The sequence below is a fragment of the Niallia sp. FSL W8-0951 genome (genome assembly GCF_038006525.1).
GTDB lineage: Bacteria > Bacillota > Bacilli > Bacillales > Cytobacillaceae > Niallia > Niallia circulans.
Window position 1 is genome coordinate 1582073 of sequence record NZ_JBBOVK010000001.1, and the last position, 16736, is coordinate 1598808.

The 16736-nt window shown below is 33.4% G+C and carries 25 protein-coding genes and 1 other annotated feature; of the genes, 12 read left to right on the forward strand and 13 right to left on the reverse strand.

Going from position 1 to position 16736, the window contains the following annotated elements; all coding sequences use genetic code 11:
* Positions 1 to 240: 240 nt before the first annotated feature.
* The 7 genes from NSS71_RS07510 to NSS71_RS07540 all read right to left on the reverse strand — a co-directional run bounded on the left by NSS71_RS07510 (position 241) and on the right by NSS71_RS07540 (position 4363).
* Entirely contained in the window at positions 241 to 723 is a 483-nt protein-coding gene (locus NSS71_RS07510) for an HXXEE domain-containing protein (protein WP_047940517.1), read from the reverse strand.
* A 298-nt stretch (positions 724 to 1021) separates the two neighbouring features.
* A complete protein-coding gene (locus NSS71_RS07515; RefSeq protein ID WP_047940516.1) occupies positions 1022 to 1357 on the reverse strand; it encodes a cupin domain-containing protein in 336 nt (111 codons plus the stop codon).
* A 40-nt stretch (positions 1358 to 1397) separates the two neighbouring features.
* Positions 1398 to 1739 carry a PH domain-containing protein gene (locus NSS71_RS07520; RefSeq protein ID WP_082138225.1) on the reverse strand — a complete coding sequence of 114 codons (342 nt, stop codon included), beginning with the start codon at positions 1737 to 1739 and terminating at the stop codon, positions 1398 to 1400.
* A gap of 68 nt (positions 1740 to 1807) precedes the next feature.
* Positions 1808 to 2350: a GNAT family N-acetyltransferase gene (locus NSS71_RS07525; protein ID WP_061796355.1), complete on the reverse strand. Its 543-nt coding sequence runs from the start codon at positions 2348 to 2350 to the stop codon at positions 1808 to 1810.
* A 218-nt stretch (positions 2351 to 2568) separates the two neighbouring features.
* Complete coding sequence (locus NSS71_RS07530) at positions 2569 to 3243, reverse strand: Type 1 glutamine amidotransferase-like domain-containing protein (RefSeq protein WP_341151399.1); 675 nt, start codon at positions 3241 to 3243, stop codon at positions 2569 to 2571.
* A complete protein-coding gene (locus NSS71_RS07535; RefSeq protein WP_369988083.1) occupies positions 3236 to 3808 on the reverse strand; it encodes a histidine phosphatase family protein in 573 nt (190 codons plus the stop codon). Before NSS71_RS07535 ends, NSS71_RS07530 begins: the two co-directional genes overlap by 8 nt.
* A gap of 24 nt (positions 3809 to 3832) precedes the next feature.
* Positions 3833 to 4363: a GNAT family N-acetyltransferase gene (locus NSS71_RS07540; protein ID WP_047940512.1), complete on the reverse strand. Its 531-nt coding sequence runs from the start codon at positions 4361 to 4363 to the stop codon at positions 3833 to 3835.
* Positions 4364 to 4665: 302 nt separating this feature from the next.
* On the opposite strand from NSS71_RS07540, the gene NSS71_RS07545 reads away from it, so the two are divergent.
* From NSS71_RS07545 to NSS71_RS07555, 3 genes are all read left to right on the forward strand, one after another.
* The gene (locus tag NSS71_RS07545) at positions 4666 to 5496 is read left to right on the forward strand and encodes a type II toxin-antitoxin system SpoIISA family toxin (protein WP_047940511.1); all 831 of its coding nucleotides are present in this window, start codon (positions 4666 to 4668) and stop codon (positions 5494 to 5496) included.
* 142 nt (positions 5497 to 5638) lie between these two features.
* Positions 5639 to 5821, forward strand: a complete 183-nt coding sequence (locus NSS71_RS07550) for a hypothetical protein (protein WP_047940510.1) — start codon at positions 5639 to 5641, stop codon at positions 5819 to 5821.
* A 427-nt stretch (positions 5822 to 6248) separates the two neighbouring features.
* Positions 6249 to 6383 (forward strand): hypothetical protein, encoded by a 135-nt coding sequence (locus tag NSS71_RS07555; protein ID WP_268874777.1) that lies wholly within the window; start codon positions 6249 to 6251, stop codon positions 6381 to 6383.
* 20 nt (positions 6384 to 6403) lie between these two features.
* On the opposite strand, the gene NSS71_RS07560 is transcribed toward NSS71_RS07555, so the two are convergent.
* The 4 genes from NSS71_RS07560 to NSS71_RS07575 form a co-directional block, all read right to left on the reverse strand.
* Positions 6404 to 6919, reverse strand: coding sequence for a hypothetical protein (locus tag NSS71_RS07560; protein WP_047940509.1), 516 nt, complete (start codon positions 6917 to 6919; stop codon positions 6404 to 6406).
* 310 nt (positions 6920 to 7229) lie between these two features.
* Positions 7230 to 8870: a methionine--tRNA ligase gene (metG, locus tag NSS71_RS07565; protein ID WP_341151400.1), complete on the reverse strand. Its 1641-nt coding sequence runs from the start codon at positions 8868 to 8870 to the stop codon at positions 7230 to 7232.
* 94 nt (positions 8871 to 8964) lie between these two features.
* Positions 8965 to 9224: a binding site (T-box leader), on the reverse strand.
* A gap of 81 nt (positions 9225 to 9305) precedes the next feature.
* Positions 9306 to 10064, reverse strand: coding sequence for a class I SAM-dependent methyltransferase (locus NSS71_RS07570; RefSeq protein ID WP_341151401.1), 759 nt, complete (start codon positions 10062 to 10064; stop codon positions 9306 to 9308).
* Between the two features lie 165 nt (positions 10065 to 10229).
* Positions 10230 to 10613, reverse strand: coding sequence for a PH domain-containing protein (locus NSS71_RS07575; RefSeq protein ID WP_047940507.1), 384 nt, complete (start codon positions 10611 to 10613; stop codon positions 10230 to 10232).
* A 141-nt stretch (positions 10614 to 10754) separates the two neighbouring features.
* Here NSS71_RS07575 and NSS71_RS07580 point away from each other — a divergent pair, with 141 nt between their 5' ends.
* From NSS71_RS07580 to NSS71_RS07595, 4 genes are all read left to right on the forward strand, one after another.
* Positions 10755 to 11078: an ArsR/SmtB family transcription factor gene (locus tag NSS71_RS07580; protein WP_047940506.1), complete on the forward strand. Its 324-nt coding sequence runs from the start codon at positions 10755 to 10757 to the stop codon at positions 11076 to 11078.
* Between the two features lie 27 nt (positions 11079 to 11105).
* Positions 11106 to 11336: a hypothetical protein gene (locus tag NSS71_RS07585; protein ID WP_047940505.1), complete on the forward strand. Its 231-nt coding sequence runs from the start codon at positions 11106 to 11108 to the stop codon at positions 11334 to 11336.
* Between the two features lie 12 nt (positions 11337 to 11348).
* Positions 11349 to 11576 carry a hypothetical protein gene (locus tag NSS71_RS07590; protein WP_047940504.1) on the forward strand — a complete coding sequence of 76 codons (228 nt, stop codon included), beginning with the start codon at positions 11349 to 11351 and terminating at the stop codon, positions 11574 to 11576.
* Between the two features lie 95 nt (positions 11577 to 11671).
* Positions 11672 to 12367, forward strand: a complete 696-nt coding sequence (locus tag NSS71_RS07595; RefSeq protein WP_341151402.1) for a DUF3298 and DUF4163 domain-containing protein — start codon at positions 11672 to 11674, stop codon at positions 12365 to 12367.
* A 220-nt stretch (positions 12368 to 12587) separates the two neighbouring features.
* On the opposite strand, the gene NSS71_RS07600 is transcribed toward NSS71_RS07595, so the two are convergent.
* The gene (locus NSS71_RS07600; RefSeq protein ID WP_047940502.1) at positions 12588 to 13106 is read right to left on the reverse strand and encodes an HAD family hydrolase; all 519 of its coding nucleotides are present in this window, start codon (positions 13104 to 13106) and stop codon (positions 12588 to 12590) included.
* A gap of 287 nt (positions 13107 to 13393) precedes the next feature.
* Between NSS71_RS07600 and NSS71_RS07605 the strand changes: the two genes are divergently transcribed.
* A complete protein-coding gene (locus NSS71_RS07605) occupies positions 13394 to 13717 on the forward strand; it encodes a hypothetical protein (protein ID WP_047940501.1) in 324 nt (107 codons plus the stop codon).
* Positions 13718 to 13768: 51 nt separating this feature from the next.
* Here NSS71_RS07605 and NSS71_RS07610 read toward each other — a convergent pair whose 3' ends face one another.
* Entirely contained in the window at positions 13769 to 13930 is a 162-nt protein-coding gene (locus NSS71_RS07610) for a hypothetical protein (protein WP_156485378.1), read from the reverse strand.
* Between the two features lie 201 nt (positions 13931 to 14131).
* Here NSS71_RS07610 and NSS71_RS07615 point away from each other — a divergent pair, with 201 nt between their 5' ends.
* From NSS71_RS07615 to NSS71_RS07630, 4 genes are all read left to right on the forward strand, one after another.
* The gene (locus NSS71_RS07615) at positions 14132 to 14314 is read left to right on the forward strand and encodes a hypothetical protein (RefSeq protein ID WP_047940499.1); all 183 of its coding nucleotides are present in this window, start codon (positions 14132 to 14134) and stop codon (positions 14312 to 14314) included.
* A 103-nt stretch (positions 14315 to 14417) separates the two neighbouring features.
* Complete coding sequence (locus NSS71_RS07620) at positions 14418 to 15293, forward strand: LysR family transcriptional regulator (RefSeq protein ID WP_047940498.1); 876 nt, start codon at positions 14418 to 14420, stop codon at positions 15291 to 15293.
* Between the two features lie 146 nt (positions 15294 to 15439).
* Complete coding sequence (locus NSS71_RS07625) at positions 15440 to 15820, forward strand: CidA/LrgA family protein (RefSeq protein WP_235844422.1); 381 nt, start codon at positions 15440 to 15442, stop codon at positions 15818 to 15820.
* Complete coding sequence (locus NSS71_RS07630; protein WP_061796380.1) at positions 15817 to 16509, forward strand: LrgB family protein; 693 nt, start codon at positions 15817 to 15819, stop codon at positions 16507 to 16509. The genes NSS71_RS07625 and NSS71_RS07630 overlap by 4 nt, the downstream gene beginning before the upstream one ends.
* The last annotated feature ends 227 nt before the right edge of the window (positions 16510 to 16736 follow it).

Sequence of the window (16736 nt, forward strand, 5' to 3'; positions counted from 1 at the left end):
TTGGCGCTCGCCCGATGGAAAGCGAAGTGTATTCAGACAGCGGGTGATTACCACAAACCTCCATTCTTAAATTTAATTAACCCCCGAACAACTATACGAATATTTATTAGTGTGTACGTATAATTGTTCGGGGTATATTTGATTGAAAGACTTATGTCCTACCCTCTTTTTGTTCCTTTTCATTTCGGTAACAAGATTTCTATTTTCCAACTAATCTATTTTTTAATCCAAAGCGCTATCCTAAGAAGGAGTTATTTTACCACCAATTTTGAACAGAAAAGGAATAAGCGCCACTAAAATAATCCCTACTGTAAATGTGGCAATGACTAACTCATTCCATCTAATTAAATTTATGGAAAACATATGATAGATTACGAATGAATTGATTGGAAGGTTAAGTAATAAACCAGTAAGAAGTCCAGGTGCATACTTTTTCAAGAAAATAGTTGCAACAAGATGAGGAAAAATAGCATTTAATATCATTGAACCTAAAAATCCAACAAAAATCCATTTCGCTAACACTGATTCTGGCCAGTATAAAAAGCTGGTTGCAGACACATAAGCTAATATAGTTACAAAAATAACAGCAATATAGAATTCACTTGAAGTAACTGGCTTTTGAAACCTCGAAGATTGCTGAGACCATTTAGGAAGCCAAATTGCCTCTTCTATATTATGAAGTGTAATAGCAAAACAAAAAAGTAGTATATGAGAATAGTCCATATCCCTTTACTCCACCCTTAAAGTAATTTTTCCATTTATCCGGACTTAATTTTTATGTTTCCAAATAATCCGGTTTAAAGAATAGTATGCTGCGACAATTAAGAGAAAAATAAGATATACATTTACTGGATGTGTGTCGATAATTCTTCCATGTAAAAAGGCAAACAAGAAATGACAATTATCCCAAGAACGAATATCTTTACTACTATTCTTTCATCCTTCATCCATTATTCTCCACATTCTCAGATGATTATAGAAAGCACTTTGTCTTTCCTATAAATAATGGAAAGTTATAGCTTTAATCAGGCTTCTTTAAGTTTGCAGCTTGAATTATAACTGCTGTCAAACCAGTATCAGATCCTGTTTCATGCCATTCTCCTTGCTCCCAAAAGACTGCCTCCCCTTTCTTTATAAGAAGCTTCCTATTATCGGTATCTCTAACCCAGCCTTCACCCTCGACTACATGGAACAGCTGTGGAACCGGTGCTGGATGATTACCTAATATTCCTTTTGGACCAAGCGTTATTATCCCAATATTCGTAGCTTCTTCTGTTTTCATGATTTTACAATAGCTAGCAGAAACAGAATTGTATTGCTCTATGCTTTTTCCTTTACCAATTGTAATTAATTTCATTTACCATAATCCTTTCTTTTTATCGGCACAGAATAAACAGTTATTTATACGTTTTTATTTTCGTCATAAAATCCTCTATATCCTCACTAATAAGCTGTTTAAATTTTATTGTATCCTTTTTATACTTTATCGTTATATATTGATTCATTAAATTTCGCGTTAACTGAATTGCTTCTATATTTGCATAATCAAAACTTTCGATTAGTTCATTTCCAGGAATGGAGTCTGCACAGAAAATTAATCGTTTTTCTGTTGCTGCCAGCATTCCTGGACGCACTATTTTTTTATAAATAAACACTTCCAATGAGCATCTAATAGATCCTTGTATCGTTTCGTTTTTCTTTAGTTGTTGGTGCAATATTTGCAAATCTGCTATCATCATTTCTTCCTCCTTCGCCTTTTAAATTACTTTACGGCTGAAGTCGGCAAAAGATTCCTAATCTATTAACCTTAATCATTAGGATTAATGATAGCTAGAATTTGATGGTCTTTCCACTCTCCGTTTATTTTCACATTGCTTTTGGCTACTCCCTCTTTGTGAAACCCAGCCTTTTCCAGTACGCGAATCGAGCCAATATTATGGGGCATCACTCCTGCTTCTAATCGATGTAGACTAAGTGTATGGAAGGCATAATCAACTAATTTTTTCACAGCAAGAGTCATATAGCCTTTGCCGTTACTGTCTTTATCAAGAACATAACCAACAATAGCATTATGTGCCGGCTCTCGTCTTACCATATATAAATTAACACTTCCAATTAACTCATTGGACTCTTGTAGAAAAATGCCAAAATGATAATCAATGTCTTGCTTTGCATTTTCTTTCCATGTGTTAATAAGCTGCTGTTGAAAATTCAATGTATAGAACTCTTCCTTGCGAGCAATCGAATATTCCTTAAAGAAATCTCGATTTTTTAATTCGAGCTTCCATAGTCCCTCTGCATCCTTTTCCTCTAATAATCTTATGTAAATAGAATCAGTTGTTTGAACCATTTTTTATCCACCTCTCTAAATCCTATTTGTAATCATCTTTACAAATGAATACTACAAAATTTCTAGAAATAATAAATGCAATTTATCATTTGATTTTCTGCTTTTTAAACTAGGTTATAATGAATATCTTTCTAGCAAAAAAAGGTAATTGCAAAGTGACTATATTAAAGGTCTTTTTTTCTATTGGTAATAAATTTGATTGCGTAAAATTTATATTCCTATAAAAAGTTGATCTTTTCCATTTCTTCGAGACGATTGTTTTTAATCTGAAAAACATTATTTCCTTCTACAGCCATTAACCGATTGTTATAAAAATACATTCCTGTACCTTCGTCTATTCCAAAATGTTCATGGGGCTGAAACTTAATAACAGCTTTCCTTAAATGATTTTCATCCATCCATTCACTAAAATGAACAGCAATAACCGTATTTTTCAACAGCCCTAATCCTGTTTGCCACTTAAAAATTCGATCTTCATTGTCATTTGCTGAAATGATACAATGCTCCATACTAATTAGAGCTCCAGCAGAAAAACCAGCAATTGGTACTCCTGCTGAAAAGTGTTCTTTGAGAATCCTTGATAAAGTAGTCTCGACAATATACTTTGCATAATGTTCCGTATTACCACCACCGATGATAATCCCGGCACTATTCTTTAGCAGTTCAGCGGCCTCTTTCTCTGAAATAGTTGGCAAAGGGATAAATTGGAATTCTGTTATTCCATTTTCCACTAATATTTTTGTATACTTGGGCATATTTTCCTTCCAGTTTGGTCTATCGATAATTAGCAAAGAAATTTTTCCTGTTCGTACCGAGACCAGTTCGGAAAATTTTCTTGCCATTTTATATGTAAATGGCGGGCCGCCGCCAAATAAGAATAAATGTCTATCCATTATTATCCTCCCATATTCTCTGAACCGTTATTAATTGATTTCCTTTAAATATTAATTTATAAATATCAGGCATCTTTAAATTCTTCCAAAATGAATAATCATAGTCCTTTGAAAAATAATTCATGATTAAAACCATGATATTTCCATGTGTTCCGATAACAATTTTTTTATTTTCATATTGCTTTAGTATTTGAAATAAAGCTTGGACTCCTCTTTGTTGGGCTGTTATATTAGACTCTCCACCATCCCAGAAAAAGGTTTCCTCTCTCCAAACTTTTTCGATGGCAGTATTAAAATCAGGAATAGATCCTTTTGCCAATTTACGTTCTCTAAATTCGGAGATAAGCTTGATATCTGTTTGAAAATATTCTGCAATTCCTTCTATTGTCTGAATCGCTCTCTTATATGGGCTCGATAAAACGATATCGATAGCTTCCTTTTCCATTCGTTTAGCTACTTGTTTAGCATCCGAGCTGCCTTTCTCCGACAAAGGTCTGCCTCTTTCATCTTCGGAATAAATGGAGTGTGCATGCCTGACAAAATAAATCGTTGTTCTAGATTCCAAATTGTTCATCCCATCCAGCATTTTTTATTCATCTTTCAGAATAGAGTATACATTTATATCAAACGCCTTTCCATTCTGTTCATAGTACTTTCTCAAAACACCTTCATGCTGAAAGCCAAGCTTTTGAATAAGTTTATTTGATGCTTCGTTTTCTAAATAAATCATCGCTCCTACCCGATTTAAATGAAGCTCTTCTAATGCATAGGAGACAACTTTTTGGACTGCTTCAGCTGTATAACCAGAGCGCCCATATTCAGGATGGATTTCATATCCGATTTCTGCTCGTTTATGAGAAAGTACTAAATTGTTTAAACCAAGTGTACCAATAAGTCGGGTAGTCCCTTTGAGCTGCATGCCCCATCTAATTCCTCGTTGATTTTCAAAGTTATTAGAAAAATGCCCTATTAATGCTTCTACTTGCTCTATACTTGTAAATGCCTCTTGCCCATAATACTGCATGACTTCTTTATTAGAAAAATAAGCAAATAAATCCCCAGCATCCTCTTTCTCAATCTCTCTTAATAGCAATCTCTCTGTTTCTAATATTGGAAACATCCTTATTCCCCCTTTTCTCTGTTGATCTTTATTTTACCATAATTTTCTTATTATAAGGGATAGCCTTAGATTATCCTAGGGGAACTATTTTAAATATTTTCACTTCCCTTCAATTTTTTATTCTCATCCAAACATTTGGTTAAAATAGACAGAATCCAGATTATAAATCATTCTTCCTTAAAAAATGTCTGACTATCTATACATTTTATATGTAGAAAACGTTTTTCTTTTTCTTTTATTTTCCATTACAATAATTAATGCATGTTATAATAGTTGGTAAGCGATTAAAGGGAGGATAAACATTGGCGGCAATCTATTTTGTTTTTATTACGGCAATGATTTTATTGATTGTTCTTTCACTCATCTATTTTTGGTGGCGAACAGATAAATATGTGGAAAATCTCCAAGCAATTCGAAAATCATATTATGTTTTATTTTTTCTCCTTGTTTGCCTTGGAATTTTGACAAAGCAGCTGCAAATGGCTGACTGGACCATGATTTTATCATTAGCATGTGCAGCAGTGTTCATTGATATTGCGGTTTTTCAAACACCTGATATTCTTAAAATTTGGAATACTGAATTTCAACATAGTAATTATATTCGGAAAACGATTCGCAAAAATGAAGAAGTATTAGGCTACAATGCTAAAAAGGTTCAGAACTTCACTGAAGTTATTTCCAAAACAGCTGATCATTTTATGGAACGCAATCTTCCCCAGCATTGGCGTCAATATAAAGATGAATTACGGACCTATTTAAACCTATACGCAGACACATTTCAATTTCATATTGCGATTTTCCCTTTTGCGATTAGTGCAAGTGCGGAAGATTTAAAGCAAAACTTAGAATCTGCTTTTAATAGTGTAGAAATTTGCTATAATATTAGCTTTTTAGACAGAGAAGTGAAAGAAAATGTTATTCAAGATCTTCTCGCTGGAAAAAGTATCCCCTTAAAAGATCCAGAAAGTAATATAAATAATGAGGATTTAGTTAAAAATGTTTTCATCGTTGCATATTATGGGGAAAGTTACAATATGTTGATAGGTATCAGCTCCCAGTTCGTGGAAGTGGACGGAATTGACGCTTCCCACATTCTTAATTTAGCACAAATTTTCGATTGGTACATGGTTTAAGGCTCCTTTTTACCTGTTTTGTAGTATAATAATATGTAGAAAAAATGCATGAGCAAAATTTCACGATCTAAAGATTTATAGTTTTGGAGATTAATAGCTTGTGCCGGATTTTATAAAATTTTTCTATAAAGGAGGAATTGATATGGCAGAAAAAAAGAAAGCTGCAATTGCTTCCACTCCTACACCATTCAATAAACCAAAGAACCAATCAAAAAAATCAATGAATCCGAATAGGAGAAAGATGACAGTAGCAGTATCAGAAACATTTGAAGATATTCATGACATGAATAAGAAAGCATTAAACTTACTAGCTAAACGTGCCTAATGAAACAGAGTCTTTAGACAAGGAGGGGAATTTCTGCTCTAAAAAATTCCTCTCCTTGTCTAAGACTCTTCTTTTTTTCCGGTATATATTAAAATCTGTGAGATGTGCGGCTTAATATATGATAAATGGTAAATGATTGATTAAAAATAGGTTCGGAAATTCCCCACTAATTTTTTTTGAAAGCAAGCTATAGCTTTTTTGCATTATTTTATCAGACGAACAACTACCACCATTTATTGTTTATTTTCTTGCTGCTATATTTATCATCCTGTATTTCGTTTCCTGAATGTTCACTGCAGAAAAATAATAATTCAACGAGGAATGCTGCAAATAACAATTTACAAGCTAATGATTAGAAAAATTACTTGTATAAAAACACTAATTATACGGACAACCTATAAATAAAAAGTCACGAGGCTATTTTTGTATGACATTAATAAGAAAACAAAGCCAGAATCCCAATAGACGGCATATGTCTGTACCAGCCATGCATTTTTCTGTTTCCGTATACAATAAACAGGCTTTAGCTATTTTAGAAACGATTGAAAAAAGAAAAAGATGATCCTTTTCCTTCCATGGCCACTATTTTATTTTAGGTTCTTTCTTACTGTACTGCATATCTGCTTCTAAATGCTTATCCATATAGGAGTAAAATTTTTCCATTGTATCTTTTTCTTTTAAAATGCTTTGAAGCTTTTGAGGATCTTTCCTAACTACCTTATGTTTTTTTAATAGCTGAAATACATCTGGCAAAATACTGATATCTTCACTTTCTAAATGTAAAATGGATTGGTCCTTTAATTGAATAATTATATTGACATGTAAAGACGAGCCTAAAAGGTATAGGTAGACAGTAGGAACACGGTGTACATTAAATTCCACAGAGACGATGTCTTTATATCGTATTGTTCTTAAATCCCGTTTCTTTTTCCGTCTAAATAACCCGCATGGTGTAAACAGAATTCCTAAATCATTAAAGCTTGTATAATATATGGGATAAAGCTTACTTGCATAAGGAGGATATTTCTTTTCATATACCTCGATAATAACTGGTAAGACTCTGTTCTTTTTAGGTGATACAAACTCACTCCACTTCATTTCCGCTCCCTCCCAATTGTTAATTGCCTCCTTCAACCCCTTTTATCATTCGCTCTTTGATTATAATCTATTTTATTCTGTTACAATAATTATATTGCCAAGCAAATTCTTCTTTTTTAAACTCTATATTCAGCATAGTATATTCTATGTCTAAAGAAAAAGTTATAAAGATTCGTACATTAGATAATTTATTCGTTAAGTATAAGCTATTTTCCTCTATCTCCTCTGAAAATACAGCAATTTTCTACAGCATATTTTTTAGCTCTCCCCTTTTCAATCACCGTCAAAAAAAGGGGAGAAATGACAAAAATTATGAATGTTTTTGTCCCATTATCAGCAGATTTAGCTCTTCTTCTATTAATCCTAAATCTAAGCGCGCAAAAAGTGGCGTGACAGATAGTATTTCCTCAGGAAGTGTAGGCTGTAATCGCCACTCTAAATTTGTAATCCCAAGCATTGCTCTAATTTTCTGGGTGGAAAATGGGACAAAAGGTTCAAGAAGCTGGGCAAGATTGACAATCATAAATGTACAATTTGCTAATGTGATTTCACCAGCCTCCTTATCATTTTTTACTTGTTCCCACGGTTTTTGTTGATCAAAATAGCGATTTGCAGACCGAATATAAGCAAAAATTTCTTCTAACGCTTTTTTACTTTTTCCTCTTTCTATCCAATTACCTGCGCTTCGATAAACTTCGTCTGTGCTAGCAATGATTTCTTTGGAGACTTGTCTATTGGGAATCTTGCTGTTGTATGCTTTTTGAATAAACTTTAAGGTTCGATTCACAAAGTTCCCATAGGCGCCTAATAATTCACTATTATGACTATAAATAAATTCTCGCCACGAAAAGTCCGTATCTCTGGTTTCTGGAGCATTTATCGTTAAAAAATACCGAAGCGAATCAGGATCATATTTCTGCAAAATATAAGGAACCCAAACAGCCCAATTTTGACTAGTAGATAATTTCCTTTTTTCTAATGTTAAATATTCACTGGAGACAATATGGGTTGGTAGAGAATTTCTTCCCAATCCAAGTAAAATACTCGGCCAAATAACTGTATGAAATGGAATATTATCCTTTCCATGAACATAGTAAGATATTGTTTCAGAGTTCCAATAATCATCCACATGGAGACTTTTTGCTTTACAGGCCTCCATACTTGCTGTTAAGTAGCCTGCTACCGCTTCGATCCATACGTAAATTTTCTTTCCTTCAAAACCTTCTAATGGCACATCAATCCCATTAGGTAAATCTCTAGTTACTGCCCTATCTGGTAGTCCTTCTCGCAAATATCTTTTCGTTAAGGAAACTGCATTTTCATTCCAGAGCTGATTATCTTCTGCTTGTATTACATAGTTTTCTAGCTCTTTCTGAAAATTGCTAAAAGCGAAATAGAAATGTTCTGTTTTCTTAATGACTGGCTCCTCCCCACAAATTTTACAACGTTTATCTTCTAATTCTAGTGGGTCTAATATCGAAGAACAGTGATCGCATTGGTCCCCTCTGGCTCTTTGCTTGCAATAAGGACAAATTCCTTCTACAAATCTGTCTGGCAAGAACTGATTATTCTTTTGGCAGTATGCCTGCTCTACGGTTTTTTTGGATAAATACCCCTTTTGCAATAAGCTTAGAAAAATCTCTTGAACAGAAGCATGATGATGCTTTGCATCTGTTCTTGTGAAAAGATCATATGAAAAACCTAGCTTAGAAAAACACTGGGAAAATTCAGCATGATAGCGATCCGCTATTTCTTGAACGGATGTATTCTCTTGTTGGGCGCGAATAGAAATAGGTGTCCCATTACAATCACTTCCTGATACGTAAAGAACTTTTTCTCCCTTTTGCCGATAATAACGGGCTAAAATGTCCCCTGGCAATAATGCTGCCACGTGCCCTAAGTGCAAAGAGCCATTCGCATATGGCCATGCTCCTCCTATAAATATACTCATATTTACTTCCTCCTTTTATAGAATTGCTTCTTTCGTTCATTTGAAATTATTTATCCAAATAAAAAAAGCATAAAAAAACGCCCTAATCTAAAAAGATTAGGACGAGTTAACCCGTGGTACCACCTAGCTTCACAAATAGTTTACACTATTTGCCTCTATTCAGTACGTCTTTAAAAAAAGAAGAGATACTGCTGCTGTTATAACGAGTGCCTATCTCGTCGTAGTCTACTCACGGATCGTTTTCGGTACGAAGCTCCAAGGTCATTTTCAATAAGGTTCATTTGCCTCTTTTCCACCGTCAGAAGCTCTCTATAAAATCTCCCCTTATTTACTTTTCCTTTTCAACGCCTACAAATTTATTAAGACTTATTGTAATTATATCCATGCTAAATGTCAATATGTTTTGAAAAAACAGGATAATTTCTACCATCCACCCTATATGACAGCGCCTACATAAACATGCAGATCATTAGGAACGATAATGTTTCCATCTTTACTGTACTTATCGAAAAGAAACCCCAGTTCTTCTACAAATTCATCATAAAAAGGATCACCTTTTTGCGGAGAATAAGATGCAGAAAGATTTCGGCCAATAAAATGTTCTTTATTCATTTTTAATGGATTGGATACCGCATAATGTTCATATCCATTTGTGAAAAAATGCTGCAGACCTAAACGATCAATATTTATACCGCCACTAAAACCTTGGAAATTCGGACAATATCTTTTGGATATTTTAGCAGTTTCTGAATTTAATTGACTCGTATGATCACGACTATTCCAAATGAGCATCACCTGACCATTTTTCCTTAGTATACGTCTGCATTCTTTTTTAAATGCATCCGCTTCAAACCAATGAAACGCCTGTGCAACTGTAATTAAATCCACACTATTATCTGCGATTCCTGTGTTTTCGGCTGAAGCATCTAGGCAAGTTACTTGTTTGAAGTTTTCCATTCTTGCTTTAAGAATAGATCTCATATCATCATTTGGCTCTATAGCGATAATATTTGTGCCGATATTTGCAGCTAGCTCGGTAAAGATTCCTGTGCCTGCTCCAATATCTGCGATGACAAAATGATCATTTGAGCCACTATACTCGGAAATAAGCTCCTTAAAAAAACGTTTAGGATAACCTGGACGATAGTGATCATATAATGTAGACTTCCCTGAGAATTTAGCCTCTGAATTCATTGTATTCCCCCTCTTTTTAACCAGACCATTTCCTTCTGCCCTAATTAATCCTATTTCCACCATATTAAATAAATATTCCACAAATAGCATTACATTCCTGCTATTGTTTGATTAGAAACAGTCCAGCTTCCATTCAGACTTCATGCTGGACTGTAATCTTATAGATTAGGCTTTAGCAACATAACTTGCCAATGCTTTTTGGACGTCATAAATACTGTTATCTTTTTTAAACTGTTTTGAAATGGCGGGCAATTCTGCCCCAGAGATCCAAATTTTTAATTCAGCATCCAAATCAAAGTGACCTGCCGTTTCTATACTGAAACGCGAAATACTTTTATATGGTACAGACATATACTCAACTTTTTTACCTGTCAGTCCTTGCTTATCAACAAAAATTAGTCGTAAGTCTGTGAATACAATTAAATCTCTGACTAATTTATAAGCAAGCTCGATTCTTTCATTCGAACCGATTATGCTGCTTAATTCTTTTTCTAGTTCTTTCACATCTGTTTCACTTGCATTTCCCAACAACCCATTTAAAAAGCCCATTTAATCAACTCCATTTTTTGTTCATATAAAAATTTAAGATTTGTAGCTTAATTTAATTATCTACTTTCTTGCTAATGTTTGCAAAATATTCGATAATCATCTACTTGATTTTCTTTTACACCTGTAATAAAATTATTACATATGAAACATATAAAAAATGGAGACAAATTACTTCTTGTTCTTGAAGCATTATCAAACCCATACCGTTTGAAAATTATCGCTATCTTGAAAAATGAAAAGAAATATGTCAGCCAACTAGCAAGAGAGCTTGGAATCAGTAGACCGTTATTATATTTACATCTTCAAAAATTAGAAAATGCAGAATTAATTAAAGGTCATCATGAAATTTCTGAAGATGGAAAAGCAATGAAGTATTATGTGTTAATCCCTTTTTCGCTTCCTTTATCAGAGGAATTAATTGCAAACCTGGCTGATAGTGTCACGATTAAGAAAAGAAAGGAGTAAATAAAAAAATATTTTAGGGGGAACAAAATGCAAATATTTAGTATGATCAATCTCTTTATCGTAAGTATTCCTATTCTAATTGTACTTGGTTTCATATTTTATTTAGCAAGATATATGAAAAGAGCGGAAACTCGAGCAGATGAGAAGTTGAACTTAGAAAAAGAAAACATAGCTTATCAAAAAGAACAAATAGAAGCACTCCACAAATTGAAAGAAAGAATTGTGAACATCGAAAAATTGTTAAATGAGACAAATTAAAGGAGATAAACGATGAGCGTTCTTTTATTATTCTTGCCAACTTTAATTCTTTATATTTTTATTCCAGCTTTGCTGATTTTTATTCTCGTACGTTTTCTAAAAAGAAAAGAAGCACGAGCTATAGAAAGACTAAAAGTAGAAAAGGAAAGCCTTTCGATACATAAACAGCAAATGACCATTATTAATGACTTAAATAAAGAACTTTACGCGATTGAAAAAATGCTAAAAGATGTAGAATAATCTACACCATTTAGCATTTTTTTCTTTATCTTCATACATTATTCATTCAAAAAAGGGAAAAATAGTATTAAGACTAGGAAGGAATGAAGTGATGTATGAAAAGACAAACAAATTTACCATTGATAATCATGGTTATCCTCGTAATTATTATTCAACCTTTAAATGCTTTCGCCATTTCACCGAATGTTGTTATTACAAAACAATATAAAAATATTGAAGAACTAAAATATCCATCCCTTGTTAGTGCTCCTAACAACAAAGCGCAGAATAGCGTGAACAAAATCTTATTACAACATATAAAAGCATCGTATAATCAATACATAAAGTTGATGAAAGAAATGGAAAACCTAAAAAAAGATCCAATTTGCAAAGAATCAGCATCTGCCTGTCAGTTTGAATATATAACCAACTATCAAGTCAAATATAACCAAAATAATAAATTAAGCATTTTGTTTTCTGACTATCAATTTACCGGGGGAGCACATGGGAATACAGTGATAACAACCTATAATTTCGACCTCAAATCAGGAAAGCTATTAACATTAGATGACTTTCTACCTTCCAAGGAACATTATGGCAAAGTCACAACTTATGCGATAGCATATATGAAAAAACACCCAGAAATTTTTTACTCAGATGCAAAAGAATTCACCGATTTTAATGTGACAGACGAAACGGATTTCTATTTAGCAGATAACGGGATAGTGCTCATTTTCCAGCAATATGAAGTTGCCCCGTATGCTTCTGGCAATCCTTCGATATTCATCCCGGCATCTGTATTCTCTATATAAGGAATAATAATTTAAAAAGTAAAGGTGCATTATTATACATTGCTTGAAGCCGAAACAGCTTCATCTAAAAAACCGATTCTGAAAGAGTTATTTTATGCGAACTAAAATAACTCTTTCAGAATCGTATTATAATTAATGAAAAACACGAATAATCATTAGAAGATCGTATGCAGGCTTCTAATAATTATTCGTGTTCGTCTTTTTAGTGGATATTCAACTGCTATTTTCCTTTATTTTTTCTTTGTCTTTCTATTTCTGCTTGCAGGCGGCCTTCAGGAGCAAAGTCTTTTTCCCAATTTGGCGGCTTAATAATTTTACCATCTTCTTCTCTAAATCTTGGTTTACCATCTTCAAATAGCTTACCCATATTTGCTTCTTGAACAATTTGGAAGAGAGAAAATGGTTCAACACCAGCAATGACAAAACTTCCTTGATTAAAGTATTCTACATCCGTTAAAGCATCCATTTGTGCTACTAATTTATCGTCAACGGGTTTCTTTTCCGAAAGTATTTTATCAGCAGCTTTATTTAGTCCCTTTAAAAACTGCTCATATAATGCTTTAAATTTACTTTCGTCCCCTTCTGCTGTTGCATATAAAAATTCTACTAACTCTTCTCCAGTCCAAACTGCTCGATTAACAGCTGTTTTTTCTGCGATTGCAGTAGGTTCTGCAGCTACTTCATGTCCAAATGCTTCATGAAATTTTTTTACCATATGATACATTGTATTATTATCCATTATTACTCCTTCTCACAACTTTAGCCAATTCCCTCAACTAGTCCTAGCTTGGTTTAGTTAAGAATTGCTGACTTAATTAATTAATCATAGATATTGTACCATTAGATTCCCTGTTTTGCAGGGGATTCGATTAATTTTAAAAAATTTCACGGCAAAAGGCTTCTCTATCTTTTATATAACACCTTTAAAATCCTATTATAATAATCTTTTTCAAATAGTGAAAAAACACTAATTTACTACAGTTTAATAGCCTGTTATAATACTAGAGGGAAAGAGGTGTTTAATCAATGGAGATATTTAGTATTCAAGAATTAGAAAAAGTAATACGTCATGTCGAAATTGAAGGACAAGGGGGAATTTTTCAAGAAGAAACAGGGAAACAACCTAAAGATTATCCGAAGGAATTCCTTGGTCGTATCGTTAATTACATTACTGATAATCAGTTAATTAAAAAAATCCAGAAATTAACCGATGATGAAGCACTTCACTTATTTGTAAAATCAGTTTACGTTGTCTGTATTAAGGATTTACATAGCGCTGATGATATCCAGGAACAAGATCTTGTACAAAAAGTTTTTTCTGATTATTTAAAAGAAACATCGATGGCCTAATAAAATATAAATATATTTTGCAACATAACAAAGACTAGGATGGCTTCCACCCTAGTCTATTTTTTCCATTGATTTAGTACGGTACATATTACTGTATATAAGCTTTGTCGGATTTTTTTTGTATAATTTTTCATATTTCTTGTGGGCCATTAAGTTATCTTTCCAATTAGGAGGAAAGACGATTTTCTCTTTTAATTCTTGAAAAATACTCATGTTTTTCCCACCCTTATCTAGATGATAATCTTCGTATACCCGCTTCCACTCCTTCTTTAAACCTAATTTTCCTAATCCATTTTTATTTTTTAGTATCGAAAGGATTTTCCCAAAAAGAATCACACAATAGTTGTACTTCCCTCCATCTTTGCGTAAAATAAATAAATAGTTATCTATTTTTTAAAGGACAGGAAGTTAATTATGACAAAATTCGGTTGGTTTTTATCGTTGGTTGGATTTCTGGCAATCTTAAGTAGTATTCTTTATCCATTTGATGTTATTAGTAAGCAAACAGTCTTGATTCTTCTTTTTGGAGGCGCTGGAACTATGTTTGTTGGTTCAATGATTAGAAATTTATCCCTTCTTAAAAAAATTCCAAAATAACTGGAGGAAAACGGGAATACTAAGCTAATGCCCCATTTCTATCCAGTCACAAGGCTGTCTCTACAAACGGGACAGCCCTTTTCAATCAAGAGGAGGAAGGAAAATGGAAATTAGACAGCTACATTACTTCGTTGAAGTGGTGAAACAAAAAAATATGACAAAAGCCTCGGACAAGCTGCATATTTCACAGCCTGCTCTAAGTAAAGCGATCAAAAGCTTAGAAGCGGAGATTGGCTTAACCTTAATTCACCGTTCCAATAAAACCCATGAACTTACAGATGCAGGCTCAGTAGTTTATGAATATGGACAAAAAATTATTGCTCAGGTGGAAGAAATGTCATCCACCTTGCATGATATGACCAATTTAACAAGAGGAAATATTAATATTGGTCTTCCGCCGATCATTGGAAGCTTATTCTTCCCCAAAATAATCGCCGCATTTCATAAAGCATATCCAAATATCCAAATAAATATAAAAGAATATGGGGCGGCAAAAGTTGTGAAAAGTGTCGAAGAGGGTGAATTTGAAATGGGTGTCGCTGTTCTTCCTTTAGCAGATGAGGCTTTTAACGTCTTCCCTCTTGTAAAGGAAGAAATGAAATTAATAGTACCTGTATCTCATCGGCTTGCAAATAAAAAGAAGGTGCAAATGAAAGAATTAAAAGAAGAAGAATTTATTTTTTACAGTGAAGAATTCGCCTTATATGAAATTATGCGCAAAAAGTTCATTCAAGAAGGATTTGAACCAAATATTATCTTCAAAAGCTCCCAGTGGGACTTTATGGTTGAGATTGTGGCAGCGAACCTAGGAATTTCGATTCTCCCCGAATCAATATGCAATCGAGCAAATAATAATCAAGTTCGCTTTGTTGATTTAGAACCTATTACCAATTGGGAACTAGTTATCATTACGAAAAAGGATCGCTATTTATCCGTTGCTAGCAGAAGATTCATTGACTTTGTTCTTAACAATGAATAAGGTCTATATAGCTCTGCTAGCATCATTATAACTATTAGTTATATTAACTATAATTACTATGTATTTTACGAATAACCAAGTTAAGCGTATGATATTCATATACGAAACAGATGGAAGATTTCATTCCATCAAATGAATATCAGAAGGTGATCTCATTGAAGAATATAGTGATAATTGCTGGGCAAATCATATTCCTTCACGTTTTTCTTTTTATCGGGATGGGAATTAAAATGATTGTTACGATACCAATTCCTGCTTCAATGATTGGATTAATAATTCTTTTTATTGGATTAAAGCTTAAATTAGTGAAAGTGGAATGGGTAGAAAAAGGAGCAGCTTGGCTGCTTGCAGAATTGTTATTATTTTTTATTCCATCAGCTGTTGGAATTGTTAATTATAACGAAATTTTCAATATAAAAGGAATTGAAACAGTCTTACTAATCGCAATAAGCACATTTTTTGTTATGGGGGCTACGGGTTTTACTGCTGAAAAAATTTATAACAGAAAGAGACGTTTTAGCAAATGATCAAAATTATTATTCTTACCATTATGACTTATGTACTTTATCGAATAGCAAAAGCATGTTATAAAAAATATAATATGCCGCTATTTCACCCATTATTAGTTACCCCCATCTTGCTCATCTTATTTATTACTGTTTTTCATATTCCAGCAACAACTTATATGGAATCAGCTCAGCCTTTAACCCATTTATTGGGTCCAGCGACTATCGCTTTTGCTGTTCCTATTTATAAAAATTTACATTTATTGAAAAAGCATTTTTCCATTATTATCGTCAGTGTAACAACAGGCACATTGGTTGCTATCTTTTCATCCTATTTATTATCTATTTTGATTCGATTAAACAATGATTTTATTATGAGTATTTTACCGCGTTCCATAACTACCCCTATCGCTATTGTTGTTTCAGAAGAAATCGGTGGTCTGCCGACATTAACAACAATATTCGTCATTATAACAGGGGTTCTTGGAGGAATTATAGGTCCTTATGCTATAAAATGGCTGTCCCTTCGTTCTCCCATTGCAAAAGGCTTAGCGCTTGGAATGGGAGCACATGGGGTTGGAACATCAAAAGCAATGGAAATTGGTGAACAAGAAGCAACCTTCTCGACATTAGCCATGATATTAGCAGCATGGATCACTGTCCTATGGGGTACATCCTTAATTCCATTAATGCTTAGCTTGACTGTATGATTAATCGAGTTTTAGGGACAAAAAATTTTATTGGAGCTGCATTAAAAACGCAAAAATAGTGCTAGAGACATTAAACTCCTAAGGAAAGGTGAATGTCTCTAGCACTATGGAATGTTCGATAAAAATGATCAAAAGAGCTCAAACGATATGTGTTTGCATTTATGTATTTATTTGCGTTTATTTTAAGCTGGAAAATAAACGCAAATATCAAAAAAATCTCCATCAGT